15 protein-coding genes are annotated in these 20776 nt (G+C 62.9%); 8 read left to right on the top strand and 7 right to left on the bottom strand.

Annotated elements, in window-relative coordinates; genetic code table 11:
- The first annotated feature begins 129 nt into the window (after positions 1-129).
- The 6 genes from GTW23_RS11945 to GTW23_RS11920 all read left to right on the top strand — a co-directional run bounded on the left by GTW23_RS11945 (position 130) and on the right by GTW23_RS11920 (position 8232).
- Positions 130-1362, top strand: coding sequence for an ABC transporter substrate-binding protein (locus GTW23_RS11945; RefSeq protein WP_252915936.1), 1233 nt, complete (start codon positions 130-132; stop codon positions 1360-1362).
- A gap of 33 nt (positions 1363-1395) precedes the next feature.
- Entirely contained in the window at positions 1396-3090 is a 1695-nt protein-coding gene (locus tag GTW23_RS11940) for an ABC transporter permease (protein ID WP_252915935.1), read from the top strand.
- Positions 3091-3092: 2 nt separating this feature from the next.
- Positions 3093-3749: an ATP-binding cassette domain-containing protein gene (locus GTW23_RS11935; protein ID WP_252915934.1), complete on the top strand. Its 657-nt coding sequence runs from the start codon at positions 3093-3095 to the stop codon at positions 3747-3749.
- Positions 3746-6205 (top strand): ATP-dependent helicase HrpB, encoded by a 2460-nt coding sequence (gene hrpB, locus GTW23_RS11930; protein ID WP_252915933.1) that lies wholly within the window; start codon positions 3746-3748, stop codon positions 6203-6205. The genes GTW23_RS11935 and hrpB overlap by 4 nt, the downstream gene beginning before the upstream one ends.
- A gap of 55 nt (positions 6206-6260) precedes the next feature.
- Positions 6261-7580, top strand: a complete 1320-nt coding sequence (locus GTW23_RS11925) for an ActS/PrrB/RegB family redox-sensitive histidine kinase (protein WP_252915932.1) — start codon at positions 6261-6263, stop codon at positions 7578-7580.
- 82 nt (positions 7581-7662) lie between these two features.
- Positions 7663-8232, top strand: coding sequence for an ActR/PrrA/RegA family redox response regulator transcription factor (locus GTW23_RS11920; protein ID WP_252915931.1), 570 nt, complete (start codon positions 7663-7665; stop codon positions 8230-8232).
- A 20-nt stretch (positions 8233-8252) separates the two neighbouring features.
- On the opposite strand, the gene GTW23_RS11915 is transcribed toward GTW23_RS11920, so the two are convergent.
- Positions 8253-8723 (bottom strand): MmcB family DNA repair protein, encoded by a 471-nt coding sequence (locus GTW23_RS11915; protein WP_252915930.1) that lies wholly within the window; start codon positions 8721-8723, stop codon positions 8253-8255.
- Positions 8724-8931: 208 nt separating this feature from the next.
- Between GTW23_RS11915 and GTW23_RS11910 the strand changes: the two genes are divergently transcribed.
- Entirely contained in the window at positions 8932-9588 is a 657-nt protein-coding gene (locus GTW23_RS11910) for a L,D-transpeptidase (RefSeq protein ID WP_152010984.1), read from the top strand.
- A 94-nt stretch (positions 9589-9682) separates the two neighbouring features.
- On the opposite strand, the gene GTW23_RS11905 is transcribed toward GTW23_RS11910, so the two are convergent.
- The 4 genes from GTW23_RS11905 to GTW23_RS11890 form a co-directional block, all read right to left on the bottom strand.
- The gene (locus GTW23_RS11905; protein ID WP_252915929.1) at positions 9683-11839 is read right to left on the bottom strand and encodes a malate synthase G; all 2157 of its coding nucleotides are present in this window, start codon (positions 11837-11839) and stop codon (positions 9683-9685) included.
- A gap of 119 nt (positions 11840-11958) precedes the next feature.
- Complete coding sequence (locus GTW23_RS11900) at positions 11959-13962, bottom strand: hydantoinase/oxoprolinase family protein (protein WP_252915928.1); 2004 nt, start codon at positions 13960-13962, stop codon at positions 11959-11961.
- Positions 13963-14072: 110 nt separating this feature from the next.
- Complete coding sequence (locus GTW23_RS11895) at positions 14073-14399, bottom strand: helix-turn-helix domain-containing protein (RefSeq protein WP_252915927.1); 327 nt, start codon at positions 14397-14399, stop codon at positions 14073-14075.
- Positions 14400-14473: 74 nt separating this feature from the next.
- Complete coding sequence (locus GTW23_RS11890) at positions 14474-15868, bottom strand: cytochrome P450 (protein WP_252915926.1); 1395 nt, start codon at positions 15866-15868, stop codon at positions 14474-14476.
- Positions 15869-16124: 256 nt separating this feature from the next.
- Between GTW23_RS11890 and gyrB the strand changes: the two genes are divergently transcribed.
- The gene (gyrB, locus tag GTW23_RS11885) at positions 16125-18560 is read left to right on the top strand and encodes a DNA topoisomerase (ATP-hydrolyzing) subunit B (RefSeq protein WP_252916315.1); all 2436 of its coding nucleotides are present in this window, start codon (positions 16125-16127) and stop codon (positions 18558-18560) included.
- Between the two features lie 76 nt (positions 18561-18636).
- Here gyrB and GTW23_RS11880 read toward each other — a convergent pair whose 3' ends face one another.
- Both GTW23_RS11880 and GTW23_RS11875 read right to left on the bottom strand, forming a co-directional pair.
- Positions 18637-19905, bottom strand: coding sequence for an ABC transporter permease (locus GTW23_RS11880; protein WP_252915925.1), 1269 nt, complete (start codon positions 19903-19905; stop codon positions 18637-18639).
- Positions 19902-20708 carry a taurine ABC transporter ATP-binding protein gene (locus tag GTW23_RS11875; RefSeq protein ID WP_252915924.1) on the bottom strand — a complete coding sequence of 269 codons (807 nt, stop codon included), beginning with the start codon at positions 20706-20708 and terminating at the stop codon, positions 19902-19904. Before GTW23_RS11875 ends, GTW23_RS11880 begins: the two co-directional genes overlap by 4 nt.
- Between the last annotated feature and the right edge of the window lie 68 nt (positions 20709-20776).

Below are 20776 nucleotides of genomic sequence, written 5' to 3'. Positions count from 1 at the left end.
AATGGCTCGGACCCGGCAGCCTCTACACGTGCGAATCACCAAATTGTGACGCTCGGTGGCACAGGCTTTGTTGACGCCATCATGGCCCTGTGGTGTGTGGAGTGACTTTTGCCGACGAGGAGAACTGCCATGTTGAAATCCCTGACCGTGATTGCCGGCGCGCTCAGCGCCGCACTTGCCCTGTCGCCAGCGGCCAGGGCTGCCGATCCGGATCCGCGCAACTGGGACGCGGTGCTGGCGGAAGCCAAGGGCCAGACCGTGTATTTCAACGCATGGGGCGGTTCGGAGAACATCAACAGCTACATCGACTGGGCCGGCACGACGCTGAAGGAGCGCTTCGGCGTTGAAGTGGTTCACGTGAAACTCGATGACACCGCCAACGCGGTGGCCAAGGTGCTGGCCGAGAAGGCCGCAGGCAAGAACGAGGGCGGATCGGTCGATCTCATCTGGATCAATGGCGAGAACTTTGCCTCGATGAAGCGGCAGGACCTGCTGATGGCGCCGGACTGGACCACGGGCCTGCCGAACTGGGCCTATGTCGACCATGAGAACAAGCCGACGATCCTCACCGATTTCACCATTCCGACCGACGGGCTGGAAAGCCCCTGGGGCGGTGCCAAGATGGTTTTCTTTCACGACAGCGCCCGCACGCCGGCAGACAGCGTACCGCACTCGTCAGTCGAATTGCTGGCATGGGCCGAGCGCAATCCCGGCCGCTTTTCCTACCCGCAGCCACCGGATTTCATCGGCTCGTCGTTCCTCAAGCAGGTGCTGATCGAAACCATCTCCGACAGATCCAAACTGGGTCAGCCAGTGGTTGACGCGACCTTCAACGACGACGTAGCGCCGCTGTTTGCCTATCTCGACAAGTTGCACCCGAACCTGTGGCGCAGCGGCAAGGCCTATCCGCAGAATTATCCCGACATGAAGCAGAAGCTTGCCGACGGCGAACTCGACATCATCTTCGCCTTCAATCCGTCGGAAGCCTCGGCGGGAATCGCTGCGGGCGAGCTGCCTGATACTGTGCGTTCCTTCACCTATACCGACGGCACGCTCGGCAACACCCACTTTGTCGCAATCCCCTACAACGCTTCTGCCAAGGCCGGCGCGCTGGTGCTGGCGAACTTCCTGATTTCGCCGGAAGCCCAGGCCCGCAAGCAGGACCCATCCGTATGGGGTGATCCGACCGTGCTGTCGATGGACAAGCTGTCGGCTGATGATCGCGCCGCGTTCGATGCGCTGGACCTCGGCATCGCCACGCTGAAGCCCGATGAACTCGGCCCGGCGCTGGATGAACCGCATCCGGACTGGATGGAGCGCATCGAGGGCGAGTGGCTGAAACGCTACGGCGCGGCCAACTGACTGCCATGATAGCGCGGAACGGGGACGACTGACATGGCTGGCGGCGTGCGCCTGGCGCGACTGGCGCCGCCGCTGACACTGGCGATCCTGCTCGGTCCACTGGCCTTCGGGCTGGCGGGGACGGCGCTTCCGGCATTTGGCTACCTGCCCGAACTTGGCGGCGAGCGCTTCACGACCGAGCATTTCTCGGCGCTCGGCCAGGTGCCGGGCATCATGCGTTCGGCGGCTCTGTCCATTTTGATCGGACTGGTGACCACGCTGGTGTCGCTCGGCGCGGTGGCGGCGTTTGTCGCCAGCGATCTCGGGACACCCGGGTTTGCCCGGATGCGGCGGATGATATCGCCGCTTCTTTCGGTGCCGCATGCGGCGGCGGCCTTCGGTCTCGCCTTTCTGATCGCGCCTTCGGGCATGCTGATGCGGCTGGTTTCGCCCTGGCTCACAGGGCTGGACCGGCCACCCGACCTGCTGATCGTCAACGATCCGATGGCGCTGTCGATGATGGCGGGCCTGATCGTCAAGGAAATCCCGTTCCTGTTCCTGGTAACGCTCGCCGCCCTGCCCCAGACCCGGCATGTCGAAACCATGCGGCTGGGGCGTTCGCTGGGCTATGGCCGCATCGCCAGCTTTACGATCCTGTTGTGGCCGCCGCTCTACCGGCAGATCCGTCTGGCGGTGTTCGCCGTGGTCGCCTATGCCAGTTCGGTGGTCGACGTGGCGCTGATCCTCGGGCCGCACCTGCCGCCGACGCTGCCCGTGCGCCTGATCGACTGGATGAACGATCCGGATCTGGAGACACGGTTCCTGGCCTCCGCCGGCGCGGTTTTGCAGCTCGGCGTGACGCTGACCGCGCTGGTCGCCTGGATCGGGCTTGAGCGCATCGGCGCGCTGCTGGTCTGCAGCAGCCGCCAGGCAGGTCGCCGCTGGCGGCGGGACATCGTGCTGCGCGCGGCGGCACGGGGCGTGATGGCCGCATCAGCCGCCATCGTCTTTGGCGGGATTGCGGTTCTGGCCCTTTGGTCGGTCTCCGGCCTCTGGCAGTTTCCCGATGCGCTACCTGCCAGTTTCAGCCTTCGATCATGGATGCAGGCATTGCCGCGGATGAGCGGGCCGCTGGCCACCACACTGGCGGTGGCCGGGCTTTCAACGCTGATCGCGCTGACGCTGACCATCCTGTGCCTCGAACGGGAATACGAGACCGGCCGGGGCCGTGGTGGCAGCGCACTGCTGCTGATCTATCTTCCGCTGATCGTGCCGCAGATCTCGTTCATGTTCGGCCTGCAGGTGCTGTCGATCTGGCTTGGTGTCGACGCCAGCTTTTCCGCGCTGGTGCTGGCGCATCTGGTGTTTGTGCTGCCTTACGTGTTCCTGTCTCTGAGCGATCCCTGGCGCGCCCATGACCGCCGCCATGATCTTATCGCCGCCGGGCTCGGCATGAGCCGGACGCGGACGTTGATTGCGATCCGGTTGCCGATGCTGACGCGGGCCATCCTGACGGCTGCGGCGGTCGGATTCTCGGTTTCCGTCGGGCAGTATCTGCCGACCGTGCTGATCGGTGCGGGACGGCTGACCACGGTTACCACGGAAGCGGTGGCGCTGGCAGCGGGGGGCAACCGCCGGGTGATCGGCGTCTATGCCTTCATGCAGACGCTGTTGCCGTTTCTGGCTTTCAGCATTGCAACGGGTTTGCCGGGCCTGCTATTCCGCAACCGGCGAGGCTTGCGGGTGTGACAGTGGACAGCGTGACCGACAATCAGGGACTTCGGCTGGAGCGTGTGCATATCTGCCTCGGCGACCGGGTGCTGGTGATGCTCGACGCCACGGTGCAGCGCGGCGAGACACTGACCGTGATGGGGCCTTCCGGCTCCGGCAAATCCACCCTGCTCGCCTATCTCGGCGGTTTTCTGGACCCGGTGTTCACTGCCAACGGCCGGGTGATCGTGGACGGCGTGGACCTGACGAAGCTGGAAGCAGATAAGCGCCATGCCGGGATCCTGTTCCAGGATCCGCTGCTGTTTCCTCATTTGAGCGTCGCCGACAACATCGCCATTGCCATTCCCGAGGATGTGAAGGGACGCAAGCAACGCAGGCAGGTGGCCGAAGCGGCACTGGAAGACGCAGGGCTTGGGGAATTTGGCGACCGCGATCCCGATACGCTGTCGGGCGGGCAAAAGGCGCGGGTCGCCTTGCAGCGGGTGCTGGTGTCGCGGCCGCGGCTGTTGCTGCTTGACGAGCCGTTCTCCAAACTCGATGCCAATCTGCGCGACCAAACACGACAGCTGGTGTTCGACCGGGCGCGACGGGCGGGCCTGCCAGTGGTGCTTGTCACCCATGACGAGGACGACGCCCGTGCGGCCGGCGGGCAGGTTCACAAGGTCGACCCGGCGTGAGCGATCTTGCCGCCCGTTATCAGGATCTGCCGGTATCCGATGTGCTCGCCCCGTTGCGGGCAGCGCTTGCCGACAGGCCCAATGCGGTGCTCGCCGCACCGCCTGGTGCGGGAAAGACCACGCTGGTGCCGCTGGTTCTGGCGGATGAGCCCTGGCTCAAAGGCAAGATCATCCTGATAGAACCGCGCCGGCTGGCAGCGCGCGCGGCGGCGCGGCGGATGGCGGCGATGCTGGGTGAAGAGGTCGGCGCAACCGTTGGCTACCGGATGCGGCTCGATACAAAGGTTTCAGCCAAGACCCGTATCGAGGTGGTGACCGAGGGCGTGTTTACCCGGATGGCGCTGTCGTCACCCGATCTCGAGGGCATCGATTGCGTGATTTTCGACGAATTTCACGAACGCGCGCTGGAGGCCGATTTCGGACTGGCGCTGGCACTCGACATCCAGTCGGGCCTCAGAGAGGATCTGCGCATCCTGGTGATGTCGGCGACGCTCGACACCGCCCGGGTGGCGGTGCTGCTCGACGACTGCCCGGTGATCGAGAGCCTGGGCCGCAGCTTTCCCGTCGACATCCGCCATCTCGACCGGGCTCCGGGCGAGCGGATCGAGACATCCGTGGCAAGCGCCATCGAGGCGATCCACCGAAGCGTGAGCGGTTCAATCCTGGCCTTTCTACCGGGCCAGGGCGAAATCAGGCAGGTGGCATCGAGGCTCGAAGGCCGGCTGGGTCCGCTCACCGACATCCAGCCGCTCTATGGCGGGCTGAGTTCGCAGGAGCAGGACGCGGCGATCAAGCCGGCGGCAGACGGCAGGCGCAAGGTCGTGTTGGCGACGCCGGTGGCGGAAAGCTCGATCACCATCGATGGCGTGCGCATCGTCATCGACAGCGGGTTGGTGAGGCAACCGGTCTACGAACCCTCGACCGGCATCACAAGGCTCGAAACCATCCGGGCGTCGCAGGCCTCGGGCGACCAGCGGGCCGGACGCGCCGGGCGGACAGCGCCGGGGATTGCGGTGCGGCTCTGGCGGGCCGAACAGACCAAGGCGCTGCCGGCCTTCTCGACACCGCAGGTGCTGGCAAGCGATCTGTCCGCCATGGTGCTCGATTGCCTGGCCTGGGGGGTCAGCGACCCGCGGGACCTGCGGTTCATCGATCCGCCGCCGGATGCCGCGATTGCCGAGGCGCGGGTGTTGCTTCAGGATCTTGGCGCGATCGATGCCGATGGCAGCCTCATAGAACGCGGCAAGCGCATGCGCGCACTGGCGCTGCCGCCACGGCTCGCGGCCATGGTGGTTTCGGGACAGGAAGACGGACACGGATATGCGGCGGCGGAACTGGCTGTGCTGCTGACCGAACAGGGGCTCGGCGGACAGGATGCCGATCTGGAGGTCCGCCTGTCGCGGTTTCGCGGCGACTGTTCGCCGCGGGGGACCGCCGCCCGAGCGCTTGCGGGCCGGCTGGCAGGCGGCAAATCTTCCTCCGGCGGTCCCTGCCCGGCGGCGGCGTTGCTTGTGCACGCCTTTCCGGACCGGATCGCCCGGCACCGCGGCGCCAGGGGAAAGTTCGTGCTCGCCAATGGCCGCGGCGCGATGATCGAAGAAACCGACCGGCTGGCCGGATCGGAGTTCCTGGTGATCGCCGACATGAGCGGCAAGGCACAGGCGGCCCGCATTCTCGCCGCCGCCGAACTCTCCGGTGAAGCGCTGACCGATGTGCTCGACAACCGGGCAGTCGAGAGCGAGGAATGCGTGTTCGATCCGCCATCGGGCACCGTGCGGGCACGGCGGATCAAACGGATTGGCGCGATCACGTTTGCCGAAACACCGCTGCCAAAACCCGATGAAGCGGCAGCAATGGCGGTTTTGTGCGGAGCGGTCCGGAAACTCGGTTTCAAGGCGCTGCCATTCTCCGGCGCGGGCCTGCAACTGCGCGACCGGATCGGCTTTCTGCACAGGAGCCTCGGCGCGCTGTGGCCGGATGTTTCGGATGAAGCGCTGCTCGAGGGGCTCGAGACATGGTTCGCGCCCTATCAGCCAGGCGTCATGTCGCTCAAGGGCATCGACCGGGAAGGTCTGAACGAGGGCCTGCTGTCCCTGTGCGGGCCCGGCGCCAGAAAGGAACTCGACCGCTTGGCGCCGACCCATTACCAGGCACCGACCGGATCGCGGCTGCCGATCCGCTATGAGGCTGAAAGCCCTGCGATTGCCATCCGGGTACAGGAGCTGTTCGGCGAAACCCGTCATCCGGCGATTGCCGGCGGGCGGTTGCCGCTGACGCTGGAGCTGCTGTCGCCGGCGCAGCGCCCGATCCAGACCACGCGCGACCTGCCCGGCTTCTGGCAGGGGTCATGGGCCGATGTACGGGCCGAGATGCGCGGGCGCTATCCACGCCATCCCTGGCCGGAAAATCCTGCGGAGGCGGCGCCCACGCACCGTGCCAAGCCGCGCGGCACTTAAAGGGTTTCAGCAAAACCGATTGTGGAACCCGCACACGATGCGCTAGATCGACTGCATGAACGTCCTTCCTGCCAGTCTTGAAGATCACTCGATCCGGCATCGTCTGCGGCTGCAGACCCTGACACGGCTGCGGTGGCTGGCCGTTGTCGGACAGAGCGTAACGGTACTGATCATCGGCCACGGCTACGGGTTTCCGGTACCGGAACTGTTCTGTTTTGCGCTGATTGCCTGTTCCGCCTGGTTGAACGTGTTCCTGTCGGTGCGGTTTCCGGCAGCGCACCGGCTGCCGCCCATCGGGGCAACCGCGGTGCTGTCGTTCGATGTGTTGCAACTGTCCGGCCTGCTGTTCATGACCGGAGGCCTCGCCAATCCGTTCTCGGTACTGCTCTGCGTTCCGGTGATCATATCCTCGACCTCGCAACCGGTACGTCACACCTTGAGCCTGGGCGCACTGTCCGTGACCGCAGTCACGGTCCTGGCATTCTTCTCACTGCCGCTGCCCTGGTATCCGGACAGCACGTTCGAGGTGCCGTTTCTCCTTATTCTCGGCACCTGGATCGCGATCGTGTCCACCACCGCCTTCGCGGCGTTCTACTCTTTCCAGGTATCCGCCGAAGCCAGTCAGCTTGCCGATGCGCTGGCGGCGACCGAGCTGGTGTTGCAGCGCGAACAGCACATCTCGGCGCTGGATGGCCTGGCCGCGGCGGCTGCCCATGAACTCGGAACTCCGCTGGCAACCATTCAGCTGGTGGCGCGGGAGATGGAAAAGGCGCTGGTCAATGATCCCCGGTTTACCGATGACCTGATGCTGCTGCGCAGCCAGACCGAGCGATGCCGTGACATCCTGAGGCGGCTGACCACCCTTTCAGCCGAGGACGAGGCCCACATGGTGCGGCTGCCGCTGGGCTCTCTGATCGAGGAAGTGATTGCACCACACCGTGAATTCGGTATCGCCATCGAGGTCGTGCACCGCGATTCCGAGATGCGCGAGACGATCGGCCGGCGCAATCCGGCGATTCTGTTCGGTCTGGGCAACCTGATCGAGAACGCCGTCGACTTCGCCAGAAGCCGGGTCACGGTGACAGTGACCCAGGACCGCGACCGGGTGGTGATCTCTATCGACGATGACGGGCCTGGTTTCGCGCCGGATGTGCTGACCCAGATCGGGGTTCCGTTCATGAACAGGAAAAACCGGCTCGACCGGCACACGGGCGGGGGCCTGGGACTTGGTCTGTTCATCGCCAAGACGCTCCTGGAACGCTCCGGAGCATCGCTGAAATTCTCCAACAGGCATGCACCGACGACCGGCGCGCATGTGGAGGTCAGCTGGCCACGGGAGAAAATGGACCTGTTTGGGGCGGATAAGGCGGTTTGAACGGGTCCGGAACTGGATAAATTCCAAAAACGCATTAAATCCGTTGTTGAAAACTGCATTGCCAGCACCTGTGAGGTGAATCATGACCGGCGAAATCGCCCAAACTGCAGAAGCCGAGTCGATCGGATCAGACGCCTCGCTTCTGCTCGTCGACGATGACGGACCCTTTCTGCGCCGGCTCGCGCGCGCCATGGAAACGCGCGGCTTCGCGGTGGAGATTGCCGAAAGCGTGGCTGAAGGTCTCGCCAAGGCCCGGGCCCGAACACCGAAATATGCCGTTGTCGACATGCGGCTTCAGGACGGCAACGGGCTGGACGTGATCGAGGCCATCCGCGAACGCCGTGACGACACGCGGATCATCGTGCTGACAGGCTATGGCAACATTGCCACGGCTGTGACAGCGGTGAAGCTGGGTGCCATCGACTACCTTGCCAAGCCGGCCGATGCTGACGAAGTCTACGCAGCGCTGACCCGAAAGCCCGGAGAACGGGCCGAGGTTCCGGAAAACCCGATGTCTGCCGACCGGGTCCGGTGGGAGCACATCCAGCGGGTCTACGAGATGTGCGAGCGGAATGTTTCAGAGACAGCGCGGCGGCTCAACATGCATCGCCGGACCCTGCAAAGGATCCTGGCGAAACGCGCGCCGCGCTGACCCTTGTTGCACGGCCTGCCTCAGCCAGCGGCCAGTTCGGCGAGCAGAAGCCGGTCAGCCGCCGCCTTGGCGAACCGGAGCAGCATCGCCTTGCGCGTTGCGGCGGCAAGACGATGTTCCGGGGCCTCTCGCAGCATATGGCCGGACCATTCATCGGCGATGATCAGCCCGCACTCGTTCGGGAACAAATCCGCCGGCACACCTCCATGCGTGGCGAAAAACAGCCGGTCACAATGCTGCCGGTACTCGGGCCACTTGTGATCCGAGCGGAAGTCCTCGACCGACGACTTGATCTCGACGATCCAGATCTCGCCATTGCCACCAAGCGCCACCAGATCGGCACGGCGGCCGGAGGCAAGCGCCAATTCCGGTACCATCGACAGGCGCAAATCCGAAAACAACCGCTGCACGCCCCGGCGCACCATCATTGCGCGATCGGACTGCCGCCCATCGACGAGCGGGTTTGCGGAATGTGGGGAAATGATTGTCATTGACCTATACCTGCCATGGCCTATGGTCTATCGCAACGTCCGGTGGTGACCCTGTTGCAGAAAAGCAATGAGGCCTAACAAAGCATGAAGCTTGATGTGATATTTTATGCAAAACAATTGCATAGTTAAGACTTAATTAAAATAACAGGCTTCACGTTGACCGCGGTTCACACCTGTCGTTCACGCCTTGCATTCGGAAGTTTTCAAAATGGCCCTTCGTTCTTCGCTTACCATTGCCGGATTGGTTGCGGCGCTCGCTCTTGCCGGTTGCTCCGCCAGCACCGAAGGCGGCGTTTCCGGCTCGACCTCGCAGATCTTCACATCCGAATATGGCTCGGTTACCGATTCCGGTTATTCGATTCCCGCCGTTCCGATCAGCAAGATCGACAAGAAATACCACCGCCAGATCGTTTCCTACAACACACGGGAAAAGCCGGGTACCATCATCGTCGATACACCCAAGCGCTTCCTCTATCTGGTGCTGCCGGGCAAGAAGGCCGTGCGCTACGGCATCGGCGTCGGCAAGGCCGGATTTGCCTGGGAAGGCGAGGCCTACATTGCCTGGAAGCAGGAATGGCCGAAATGGACTCCTCCGAAGGAGATGATCGACCGCAAGCCGGAACTGGCGAGATACGGCGAAGACGGCATGAAGCCCGGCCTGAAAAATCCGCTGGGGGCGCGCGCCCTCTACCTGTTCAACCAGAAGGGTGAGGATACGCTGTTCAGATTGCACGGCACGCCGGAATGGAAGTCGATCGGCACGGCCGCTTCTTCGGGATGCATCCGGTTGATGAACCAGGACATCATCGATCTTTACAATCGCGTCCGCCCGGGCAAGAACGCCCGCGTGGTGGTCAAGCAGTAGCTTCGCTCAGACCCTGCTGGAATTTGAAAGCCCGCCCGGGTGACCCGGGCGGGCTTTCTTGTCTTTCGATCCGCAGACGAGCAGCCAGGCCGGCTCAGGCGGCGCCGGCCTTGAGTTCGAGACGGCGGCGGTGCAGCACCGGTTCGGTGTAACCGTTAGGCTGGGCACGGCCTTCAAGCACCAGTTCGACGGCCGCCTGGAAGGCCACCGACTTGTCGTAATCCGGCGCCATCGGATGATAGGCCGGATCGCCTGCGTTCTGGCCGTCGACCACCACCGCCATGCGCTTCATGGTTTCGACAATCTGCTCCTTGCTGACGACGCCGTGATGCAGCCAGTTGGCCATGTGCTGAGCCGAGATGCGCAGCGTTGCGCGGTCTTCCATCAGGCCGACATTGTTGATGTCGGGAACCTTGGAGCAGCCGACGCCCTGATCGACCCAGCGCACGACATAGCCAAGGATTCCTTGCGCGTTGTTGTCGATCTCGCGCTGGATTTCCTCAGGCGTCCAGTTGGGATTCTTCGCCACCGGGATCGAGAGGATATCCTCGAGCTTTGCACGTTCGCGAGAGCGCAGCGCGGTCTGGACGCCGGCGACATTGACCTTGTGATAATGGGTGGCATGCAGCGTTGCCGCGGTCGGCGAAGGCACCCAGGCGGTGTTGGCGCCGGCCTTCGGGTGGCCAATCTTCTGCTCCAGCATCGCTTCCATCATGTCGGGCATGGCCCACATGCCCTTGCCGATCTGGGCGTGCCCGGCCAGACCACATTCAAGGCCAATATCGACATTCCAGTTTTCATAGGCGGCAATCCAGGCGGCCTGCTTCATGTCGCCCTTGCGGATCATCGGACCGGCTTCCATCGAGGTGTGAATCTCGTCGCCGGTGCGGTCAAGGAAGCCGGTGTTGATGAACACAACACGCTTGCTGGCAGCGCGGATGCATTCCTTCAGGTTGATGGTGGTGCGGCGCTCCTCGTCCATGATGCCCATCTTGATGGTGTTGGGCGCCATGCCGAGAGCCGCCTCGACCCGGTCGAAGATCTCGACGGCGAAGGCCACTTCCTCAGGGCCATGCATCTTCGGCTTGACCACATACATCGAACCGGTGGCGGAATTGGCGCGGCGGCCATTGGGGCCGATGTCATGCAGGGCGATGAGGCCGGTCATGAAGGCATCCATGATACCTTCGGGAACCTCGTTGCCGTCACCATCGAGAATGGCCGGATTGGTCATCAGGTGGCCGACATTGCGCACCAGCATCAGCGAGCGGCCTTTAAGGGTCGCAGCCCTGCCGTCCGGTGTATTGAATTCGATGTCGGCATGCAGCTTGCGAATGAAGCTCTTGCCGCCCTTGTGAACCTCTTCGGCCAGATCGCCCTTCATCAGGCCGAGCCAGTTGCGGTAGACCAGCGTCTTGTCTTCGGCATCGACGGCAGCGATGGAATCTTCGCAATCCATGATCGCGGTAACGGCCGATTCGAGGATCACGTCGGAGATGTTTGCCTTGTCGGTCTTGCCGATGACGCTGGCAGGGTCGACGCAGACCACGGCATGCAGGCCGTTCTTGCGGAAATAGAGCCGGTAGGCATGATCAGTGTCGCGCTTGAAGCCGGTGTACTGTGTTTCATCGGCCAGCTTGGTTTCGCCACCGTCGGTCGTGATCCTGAGCTCGCCATTTTCGAATTCAAAGCCGGTGACATCGGCCCACTTGGCGCCGGTCAGCGGTGCACTCTCGTCCAGGAAAGACTTGGCCCAGGCAATGACGCGGCCGCCGCGTTCATCGTCATAGCCGCCAGGCTTGGGCAGGTCGCCGAGCGCATCGGTGCCGTAAAGCGCGTCGTAAAGCGAACCCCAGCGCGCATTGGCGGCATTGAGCGCGAAGCGGGCGTTCATCACCGGCACGACAAGCTGCGGGCCTGCAATCAGCGCGATTTCCGGATCGACGTTTTCGGTCGAGACCTGGACCGGACCGCCTTCGGGCAGCAGATAGCCGATCGAGATCAGGAAATCCTTGTAGACAGCCATATCGACGGGTGCGCCGTTTTCGCGGTACCAGGCATCGATCTTTTCCTGCATCGCATCGCGCTTGGCGAGCAAGGCGCGATTCTTTGGCGCAAGATCGGAAACGGCTTGACCAAACGCTTCAAAAAACCGGTCCGGCTCGACGCCGGTGCCCGGCAAGGCTTCGTTGACGATAAAATCGTGCAGGTCGGCACTGATCTTCAGCCCGTTCTTCTCAATTCTGGTCACTTTGATACTCCGTATTGCGGGCGCCGCCCATGCGCCCTCGTTTTGGGCGAAACTGACGGTCAGCGCATTGCCTGTCAATTCATCTAAGGTGCAAATGATTTATTCCAAAATGGAACAAATCATCTCGCAGCTATGCGGGGCCGACCGGAAGCGGTGGCAACGAACCGGGCTTCGACAAGCTTTTCGAGACCCTCGATCTCCGGCATGTCGATATGCTCGCCGTATTCGACCACCGGATGGTCGGCGCCGCTGCGGATCGCGGCCTCTCGAGCCTCGGCGCCAGCCAGTTCCCGCGCCCGTGCGAAAGCCTCGGCACGCTCCCTGAAAAGTTCGTGCGCGCCGGCGCCGTTGACCGCATAGCGTCCCTCATCCGGCTCGGTGACGAACACGGTCACGGTTTCGCGTACCTGGCCGACAACCGCGCCCACCGCGTTGGCGACCCCGGCATGGACCGGCACGAAGCTTTCGATATCGAGCATGTCGGCGATCGCGGGGTAATGCACCGGCGCGGAGGCCCCGAGTGCGACAAGCGGCCTGTCAGGCCGGAGACTGAAGCGGACCAGCCCGGGCGCGCGGGCAAGGGCGCGCTCAACAAAAGCCGATTTCGACACGTCAATGCCGCTGATGCCTTCTTCGGCCAGCAAGGCCGTCAGGATCACCTCGGCGCTCTGACGGGTCAGACGGGCAGAGACCATCCCGGCGAGCCCGGAAGCCGAGTCGGCGACGGCCTGGCCAGAGCCCGCCTTGCGGCGCGCGAATATCTCCGCACCCAGAACCGCGGCCTCGGTATTCCACTGGTCCTGCCGGCTCAACACATGCATCGCATCGGAGGGTGTGAAGCCTGCAATCAAGACCAGGCCGCGGGCGACGAGCCGGTCCAGCGTTGCGCGCTGGGAGGTAGCGGTCAGCACGGCGTCAAGCGGCTGCGGCTCCAGTGTCACGCGCTCGTACAAGGCCGCTTCCTGGACACTCAGCCCGGTGGCCAATGCCTTCGGCAAACCGGTGCGAAGGGCAAAACGGCCGTCATAACGGCCTGGAAAGGATGATTGTGCCTGCCGTTCCAGCGCCGCAATCACCGGCTGCGGCCAGAGATGGGCGGCGAGGCTCAAAGGCATCAGCCGACGCGGGCCGAGGGTCAGGCCCGCATCAAAACCGCCGTCCTCAAGCCGCAGCTCGGAATCCCCGCCAAGACCGAACGTGTGCATGGCAACCGCCTCGACCATGGTCCGGTAGCGGCCAACGGTGGCGCCCTCACTGTCCAGCCGCGGATTACCGCCTTCAAGCACCGCAACATCGGTGGTTGTGCCGCCGATATCGGATACGACGGCGTTCTCCAGTCCGGTCAGATGCCGCGCGCCGACGAGGCTTGCCGCCGGGCCGGAGAGAATAGTCTCGATCGGACGCATCAGCGCCTCTGCGGCCGAGATCAAGGCACCATCGCCACGCACCACCATCAGCGGCGCCTTGATGCCGCGGCTCTCGAGATAGCCGGAGGTGGCATCGATGAGACGGGCCACCATCGAGATCAGCCGGGCATTCAACAGCGTGGTCAGCGCCCGCCTTGGCCCGCCCAGCTTCGAAGAAAGATCATGACTGCAGGTGACCGGCAAGGATGTTCGATGTCGTATCAAATCACGCACGGCGATCTCGTGGGCAGGATTGCGAACCGCGAAATAGCCAGCGATCGCCACCGCAGAGACCTGCCGGCCGAAATCCTCGAGCTGTTGCTCAAGCGGGGCGAGATCAAGCAGGGTCTCGTTGCCATGCACATTGTGCCCGCCGGTCAGGTAGATGACCGGATCACTGCCAAGTGCTTCGGCCAGTCCGTCCCGGGCAAGATCCTGCGGGCCGAAGCCTATCATCACCAGTCCGGCGCGTCCGCCCTGGCCCTCGACAAGCGCATTGGTGGCGAGCGTGGTGGAAAGCGAGACCAGCCGGATCCGCCCAACCGCGGCACCGATTTCGGCGAGAACCGTTTCAACTGCGCCGGATACACCGATCGCCAGATCATGACGTGTGGTCAGCGATTTGGCCGAGGCCAGAACACCCTCGCTTTCGCTGTAGAGAACAGCGTCTGTGTAGGTGCCGCCGGTATCGATGCCGAGAAAAAGGGGGGATGTCATGTCTGCGGTCCCATCAAGCGCCTTGGCTCACCACAGAGCCCGAATGCGTCATAATGTGGTTTTAGCGGCGGCGCCACCGTCTTGGTCGCCTTGCCATCCCAATATGGCATCTATCCAACTTGAGCCATCAGTGTGTTAAGAATGGCCTTGCCCTTGGGTGTCAGGTGGAGCTTCCGTGAGCGCCGGTCGTCCAGGTCGACTTTCGCCACGATTACATTGTGGCCGGAACGACCTTTCCTGTGAACATCCGACAGCGCCGCCACGTTACGGGAAGCGGCAGCGCCCGAGAGGCCCAGCCAGCTGCCGAGCTCCTTGACGGTGCATCCCTCGTTCTTGGCGATGAGCAAAAATGCCATCGCAGTCTGCATCTGCATTTCAGCGTCCATCTTCCGGAACTCTTCAATAATGGACGTAAGTCTGGTCAGATCTCTGATCATTTCGGCATGACCTCCTCTCTGTTGCGTCTCTCCTTGAGTTTGTCTGAAAGTGATTCACTTCCGAGAATATTCGCCTACCTGCGAGTGACCCGCATCGGCAAACCGCCTTCGGGCTGAGTGGTGAGTTTCTGCATGGGCCATGGCTTCGTCGCATCGGTGCAGTCGAAGCGGAAACGCGACAACAGCACGCCCAGGGCAATCACCGCTTCCTGCAGCGCGAAAGTGGCGCCAATGCAGATGCGCGGGCCGACGCCGAAGGGCAGATACTGGTAGCGATCGATAGCGCCTCGGTTTTCCGGAAGGAAGCGGGAGGGGATAAAGGCTTCAGGGCGATCCCACAGCTTGGTGTGCCGGTGCAGCGTCCAGGGCATCACCAGAATCGTGGTCCCGGCCTCGATGGTCACGGTCTCCCCCTTGCCATTGTCCCAGCTGTCATCGGCAATGGCGGCGCGGTTGATCGAGGGGGCCGGCGGGTAGAGCCGCATCGCCTCTTCGAAGGCGGCGCGGGTCCATGGCATCAGGTCCAGCCATTTGACCGGATCGGGTTCGCGGGCCAGCACCTCGTCAATCTCTGCCTCGACCTTTTCGCGATCCTGCGGGGAGTTGGCCAGGCAATAGAGGGTCCATCCAAGCGCCCGCGCGGTTGTCTCATGACCGGCGCCAATGAAGGTGATGATGTTGTCCTCGATCTCGTCAAAGCTCAGGCCGTCCGGTCCCTGGAGACCGATCAGCAGCGTGAGGAAATCTTCCGGCACGTTCTGCGGATCGGTCTGCATCAGCGCCTGCCGCCTGGTCATGGTTTCCTCGACGATGGCCCGGAACTTGGCCAGAATCGGCTTGCCCAGCATGCGCCGGAAGCGCGGCACCCAGGATGGCGCCTTGAGCAGATCCATCGGATCCACCCGGCCCATGGTCGACAACAACCGGTCGATGTCGCCGGCGAATTCGGCTTCGGTACCCGCAACCTGGCCCGAAAACAGCGTTGCCGAAAGAATATCGAAGGTCAGCTCGGTCATGTCGACGGCGATGTCACGCACCTCGCCATTGGCGGCGGCGGTCTCATAGCGCCCGGTGAAGGCGCGGGATTGCTCCAGCATCTGTTCGGCAAATCCGCGGGCGTGGCGCGGCGTGAACACCGGCGCCATGGCCTTTCGGGAACGCTTCCAGGTTTCGCCTTCCGCCGTCAACAGGCCATCACGCAGGATCGGGCGCAGGACCATCTGGCGAATGGTCGCCATCTTGTAGTTCTGGGCGTTGTCGACCAGCACATGCCGCACCAAGCCCGGATGATTGACGATCAGCGTGCGTTCATTGAAGAACCTGGTCTTGAGCCACTCCAGCCGGAAGGACGGCTCACCCCACAATTCGAGCGGGTTGCGCATGACCGTCCGTATGATCTCGAACCGTGAAGGCGGGGTTGTTCTTGGAACCGGCGCCGGCGGCACGAACGGGGTGTAGGTCTCTGTCATCGGTCTTTCCTTTTGCACCGGCAGCAGCATCGGACGCCAACCGCAGTATGCCAGCCGGGGCCACGCACATGCCGTCTTTGGGATCCGGCGCATTCATCCCCATATATGCATTCCAAAACCCACAATTCCATGGCTCCGCGGATTTGGTTTTCGCAAGCCGCCCGCCTATAGTGAAAGCTCGTATTCACGGTGATTCGTTGCCGTATTCCCCATTCTTCCGCCCGGCACTGCCGCTCTGGACTGAAAGACCTGCATGATGAACGATACGCCTGAGACAAACCCGACCGTGCCGGCCGAATACGGCGCCGAATCGATCAAGGTTCTCAAGGGCCTGGATGCCGTGCGCAAGCGGCCGGGCATGTATATCGGCGACACCGACGACGGCTCCGGCCTGCATCACATGGTCTACGAGGTGGTCGACAACGCCATCGACGAAGCCCTGGCCGGCCATGCAGACCGCGTCACCGTGACGCTCAATCCGGATGGATCCGTGACCGTTACAGACAATGGGCGCGGCATTCCGACCGATATTCACCAAGGTGAGGGTATTTCAGCCGCCGAAGTGATCATGACGCAGCTGCATGCCGGCGGCAAGTTCGACCAGAACTCCTACAAGGTCTCCGGCGGTCTGCACGGCGTCGGGGTGTCCGTGGTCAACGCGCTTTCGGTCTGGCTGAAGCTGGTGGTCCGGCGCAATGGCAAGATCCATGAAGTCCGCTTCAGCCACGGCGTTGCGGATGCACCCTTGAAGGTAATCGGCGATTGCGGCAGCGAGACGGGCACGGAAGTGTCCTTCATGCCGAGCAGCGAAACCTTCACCATGACCGATTTCGACTTCGGTACTCTCGAACACCGGCTGCGCGAACTGGCGTTCCTGAACTCCGGCGTCCGCATCCTGCTGGCCGACCGGCGCCATTCCGACGTCAAGGAACTGGAACTGTTCTACGAGGGCGGACTGGAAGCCTTCGTGCGCTATCTCGACCGCTCGAAGAAGCCGCTGGTCAACGATCCGGTGACACTGCTGGGCGAAAAGGACGGGATCACCGTCGAGCTCGCCATGTGGTGGAACGACAGCTACCACGAAAACGTGCTGTGTTTCACCAACAACATCCCGCAGCGCGACGGCGGCACCCACATGGCAGGCTTCCGCGCGGCACTGACGCGGCAAATGGTGGCCTATGCCGACAGCTCCGGCATGACCAAAAAGGAAAAGGTGTCGCTGACCGGCGATGATTGCCGCGAAGGCCTGACCGCCGTGCTGTCGGTCAAGGTACCGGATCCGAAATTCTCCTCGCAAACCAAGGACAAGCTGGTTTCCTCGGAAGTCCGCCCGGTGGTGGAGAACCTGGTCAATTCGACGCTGAGCGCCTGGCTCGAGGAACATCCGGCGGAATCCAAGGTCCTGGTCGGCAAGGTGATCGAAGCAGCCGCCGCCCGCGAAGCGGCGCGCAAGGCACGCGAACTTACACGGCGCAAGGGCGCCCTCGACATCTCCTCGCTGCCCGGCAAGCTCGCTGACTGCTCCGAGAAGGATCCGGCCAAGTCGGAGCTGTTCCTGGTGGAGGGCGATTCGGCCGGCGGATCGGCCAAGCAGGGCCGGTCGCGCGAGAACCAGGCGATCCTGCCGCTCAGGGGCAAGATCCTCAATGTCGAGCGGGCCCGCTTCGACAAGATGCTGTCGAGCCAGGAAATCGGGACGCTGATCACGGCGCTGGGGACCGGTATCGGCAAGGATGAATTCAACGCCGACAAGCTGCGCTACCACAAGATCATCATCATGACCGATGCCGACGTGGACGGCGCCCACATCCGTACCCTGCTGCTGACCTTCTTCTTCCGGCAGATGCCGGAACTGATCGAGCGCGGGCATCTCTACATCGCCCAGCCGCCGCTCTACAAGGTGTCGCGCGGCAAGTCCGGTCAGTACCTCAAGGACGAAAAGGCGATGGAGGACTATCTGATCAGCACCGGGCTCGATGAAGCGGCACTCGAACTGTCCACGGGCGAAGTGCGGACCGGCGCCGATCTGAGAGGCACCATCAACGATGCACTGAGAATGCGGGCGCTGCTGGAAGGGCTTCACTCACGCTACGACCACTCGGTTGTCGAACAGGCTGCAATCGCCGGCGCGTTCAATCCCGAGCGGATCAACGATCCTGCCGAGTCCGAGGCAATGGTCGCCGAAGTCGCCCGCCGTCTCGACATGATTTCCGAAGAATCGGAGCGCGGCTGGACGGGTATCGTTACCGACACTGGCGGATTCCGGTTCGAACGGGTGGTCCGCGGCGTCAAGGAATCGGTGGATCTCGATTCCGGGCTCGTCGGCAGCCAGGATGCACGGATGATCGACCAGATGAACGCCAAGTTGCGCGAGGTCTACACCGAACCTCCGATCCTGCGGCGCAAGGAAGGCGGCACCCAGATCTCGGGTCCACGCGAATTGCTGCAGGCGGTGTTTGCGGTCGGCCGCAAGGGCCTGACGCTGCAGCGCTACAAAGGCCTTGGCGAAATGAACGCGGAGCAATTGTGGGAGACGACGCTCGACCCGCATGCGCGCTCACTGCTGCAGGTCCGGGTCAATGACGCGGTCGATGCCGACAGCCTGTTCTCACGGCTGATGGGCGACGAAGTCGAACCACGGCGCGAGTTCATTCAGGACAATGCGCTGTCAGTGGCCAATCTCGACATCTGACCGGCTCCTGCTTCAAACAGAAAAACGCCGCCGCTCTGAACCTGAGCGGCGGCGTTTTCCGTTTCAGCGCCTGCGATCAGCCTCGGCCTTTCCAGGGAACCAGCCATTTCTCGGCCATGCGCATCAGGATATCGATCCCATAGCCGATGATGCCGATCAGGATTATGCCAAGGATGACGATGTCGGTGAGCTGGAACTTCGACGCGTTGACGATCATCATTCCGGCACCGCGATCGGCGGCCACCAATTCGGCTGCGACCACCGTACCCCAGCAGACGCCCATGGCGACCCGCGCACCGGTGAAAATCTCCGGCAGCGAGTTGGGCACGATCACGTGCCGCAAAATCTGCCATTTGGAGGCGCCAAGCGAATAGGCGGCATGCACCTTTGATATCCGCACGCCCGAGACACCGGCGCGTGCCGCAATGGTCATGATCCAGAGTGCGGCCAGGAACAGGAGGATGACCTTGCCCTCCTCGCCGATGCCGAACCAGATGATGATCAGCGGGATCAGCGCGAGCGGTGGCACCGGGCGCATGAATTCGACAATCGGATCGAACCAGCCGCGGAACCAGTTGGACAGGCCCATGGCATATCCGAGCGGAATGCCGATGATCGAACCGATGACGAAGCCCGCAACAACCCGGCCGAGCGAATAGCCCAGATGCTCCCAGAGAGAGAAGTTCTTGTAGCCCTCGCTGGCGATCTCCCCCAGCCGGCCAAGAACGGCCTCCGGCGCCGGAAGCCAGATCGGTTCCATCTGCCAGCCCTTGTCGGGCTTGATCGACAGGCTGCCCTTGTTGGTCATGGTGACCTCTCCGTCGGAGAACCGCACCGTCTCTCCCGGCGCGATGGGCTGCCCATCTATGGCGATCAGGCTGTAGCCATCCTCCTGGCCGCCAATGTCGTTCTCGTTGAGGCGGCTGAGGGATGTCCGCCAAGCACCGATCTTGACGGCATCATCGACGGCGAATGTGTTGGGCGTGTCAGACACCTCGGGAAGCGGCACCTCCTCGCCGACACGGTAGACCCGAATATGGGCCACCGCCTCGTCGGTCTCGCCGGCGGCATTGCGGGCGGTGTAGGTAAAGCTGGTATCGCCGACAAACGGGCCCGGGACATGGATCGGTGTGATCACCGAGCCGGTGAACGCCCCCCAGATCGCAAACAGGGCGATGATCGAGACAACCGAAGCGAAGCGGTTCGGCGACACCGCGCTCTCATCACCAAAAGTCACCGTTTTCAGGCTGGCGAAGTCATGAATGTGATGGCGGGAGCGCTCCCAGAACCGGTAGGCGACATAGGCGAAGCCAAAAATGACCAGGTAAAGCAGGAAGACGATCATGCGCTTTCCTCCTGACGGCCCATAATTTCCTCTTCCATGTCCCAGATCATGCCGAGGATCTCTTCCCGGCGCTGGCCGAATTCCGGCTCCTTCTTGACCAGGCGCAGGTCGCGGCCGACGCCCATTTCGGCGAAGGGCAGCCTGTATTCCTTGTGAATCCGGCCGGGCCGCGGCGCCATCACCAGCAACCGCTCGCCCAGGAGCAACGCCTCTTCCACCGAATGGGTGATCAGGATGATGGTCTTGCCGGTTTCCTTCCAGAGCTTGAGCACCAGCCCCTGCATTTTTTCGCGGGTCAACGCATCGAGCGCGCCGAGCGGCTCGTCCATCAGGATGACATCGGGATCGTTGGCCAGGCAGCGCGCCAGCGCCACGCGCTGCTGCATGCCGCCCGAAAGTTCGTAGATCATCTTTTCGCCGAAATCCTGCAGCCCGACCGTGCGCAGCAGATTGTCAACGATCGGACGTGTTTCCGATGCCGGCCTGCCGGCCATGTCAGGGCCAAACGAGATGTTGCGGCGAACATTCATCCATTCGAAGAGCGCGCCCTGCTGGAACACCATGCCGCGTTCGGGGCCCGGGCCGGTGACCTTCTTGCCATTGAGCGTCACCTGACCGTCGGTGGGGGCAAGAAATCCGGCGACGATGTTGAGAAGCGTTGTCTTGCCACAGCCCGAGGGCCCCAGGACCGCAAGCAATTCACCCTTGGCAAGCTTGAGAGAAACATTCTTGAGCGCCTGTACAGACCCGCCATTGGGCAGATCAAACCGCATCGAAAGGTTGTCGATAACCAGGTCACCCATGGCTACTCCAATCATAGGGAACAATGTGCCGTGGACGGGCAGCCGGAGCGGATTGCCCCGGCTGTCCG

Origin of the sequence: Parahoeflea alexandrii (assembly GCF_024105735.1) — a bacterium.
GTDB lineage: Bacteria > Pseudomonadota > Alphaproteobacteria > Rhizobiales > Rhizobiaceae > Hoeflea > Hoeflea alexandrii.
Note: the sequence above shows the minus strand (reverse complement) of the source record. Positions and strands in the feature narration are given on the sequence as shown.

Coding starts and splice junctions, on each gene's coding strand:
- GTW23_RS11945 (WP_252915936.1), top strand. CDS start 130: ATGTTGAAATCCCTGACCGTGATTGCCGGCGCGCTCAGCGCCGCACTT.
- GTW23_RS11900 (WP_252915928.1), bottom strand. CDS start 13,962: ATGACATCCCCCCTTTTTCTCGGCATCGATACCGGCGGCACCTACACA.
- GTW23_RS11920 (WP_252915931.1), top strand. CDS start 7,663: ATGACCGGCGAAATCGCCCAAACTGCAGAAGCCGAGTCGATCGGATCA.
- GTW23_RS11925 (WP_252915932.1), top strand. CDS start 6,261: ATGAACGTCCTTCCTGCCAGTCTTGAAGATCACTCGATCCGGCATCGT.
- GTW23_RS11895 (WP_252915927.1), bottom strand. CDS start 14,399: ATGATCAGAGATCTGACCAGACTTACGTCCATTATTGAAGAGTTCCGG.
- GTW23_RS11890 (WP_252915926.1), bottom strand. CDS start 15,868: ATGACAGAGACCTACACCCCGTTCGTGCCGCCGGCGCCGGTTCCAAGA.
- GTW23_RS11915 (WP_252915930.1), bottom strand. CDS start 8,723: ATGACAATCATTTCCCCACATTCCGCAAACCCGCTCGTCGATGGGCGG.
- GTW23_RS11875 (WP_252915924.1), bottom strand. CDS start 20,708: ATGGGTGACCTGGTTATCGACAACCTTTCGATGCGGTTTGATCTGCCC.
- GTW23_RS11940 (WP_252915935.1), top strand. CDS start 1,396: ATGGCTGGCGGCGTGCGCCTGGCGCGACTGGCGCCGCCGCTGACACTG.
- gyrB (WP_252916315.1), top strand. CDS start 16,125: ATGAACGATACGCCTGAGACAAACCCGACCGTGCCGGCCGAATACGGC.
- GTW23_RS11910 (WP_152010984.1), top strand. CDS start 8,932: ATGGCCCTTCGTTCTTCGCTTACCATTGCCGGATTGGTTGCGGCGCTC.
- GTW23_RS11880 (WP_252915925.1), bottom strand. CDS start 19,905: ATGATCGTCTTCCTGCTTTACCTGGTCATTTTTGGCTTCGCCTATGTC.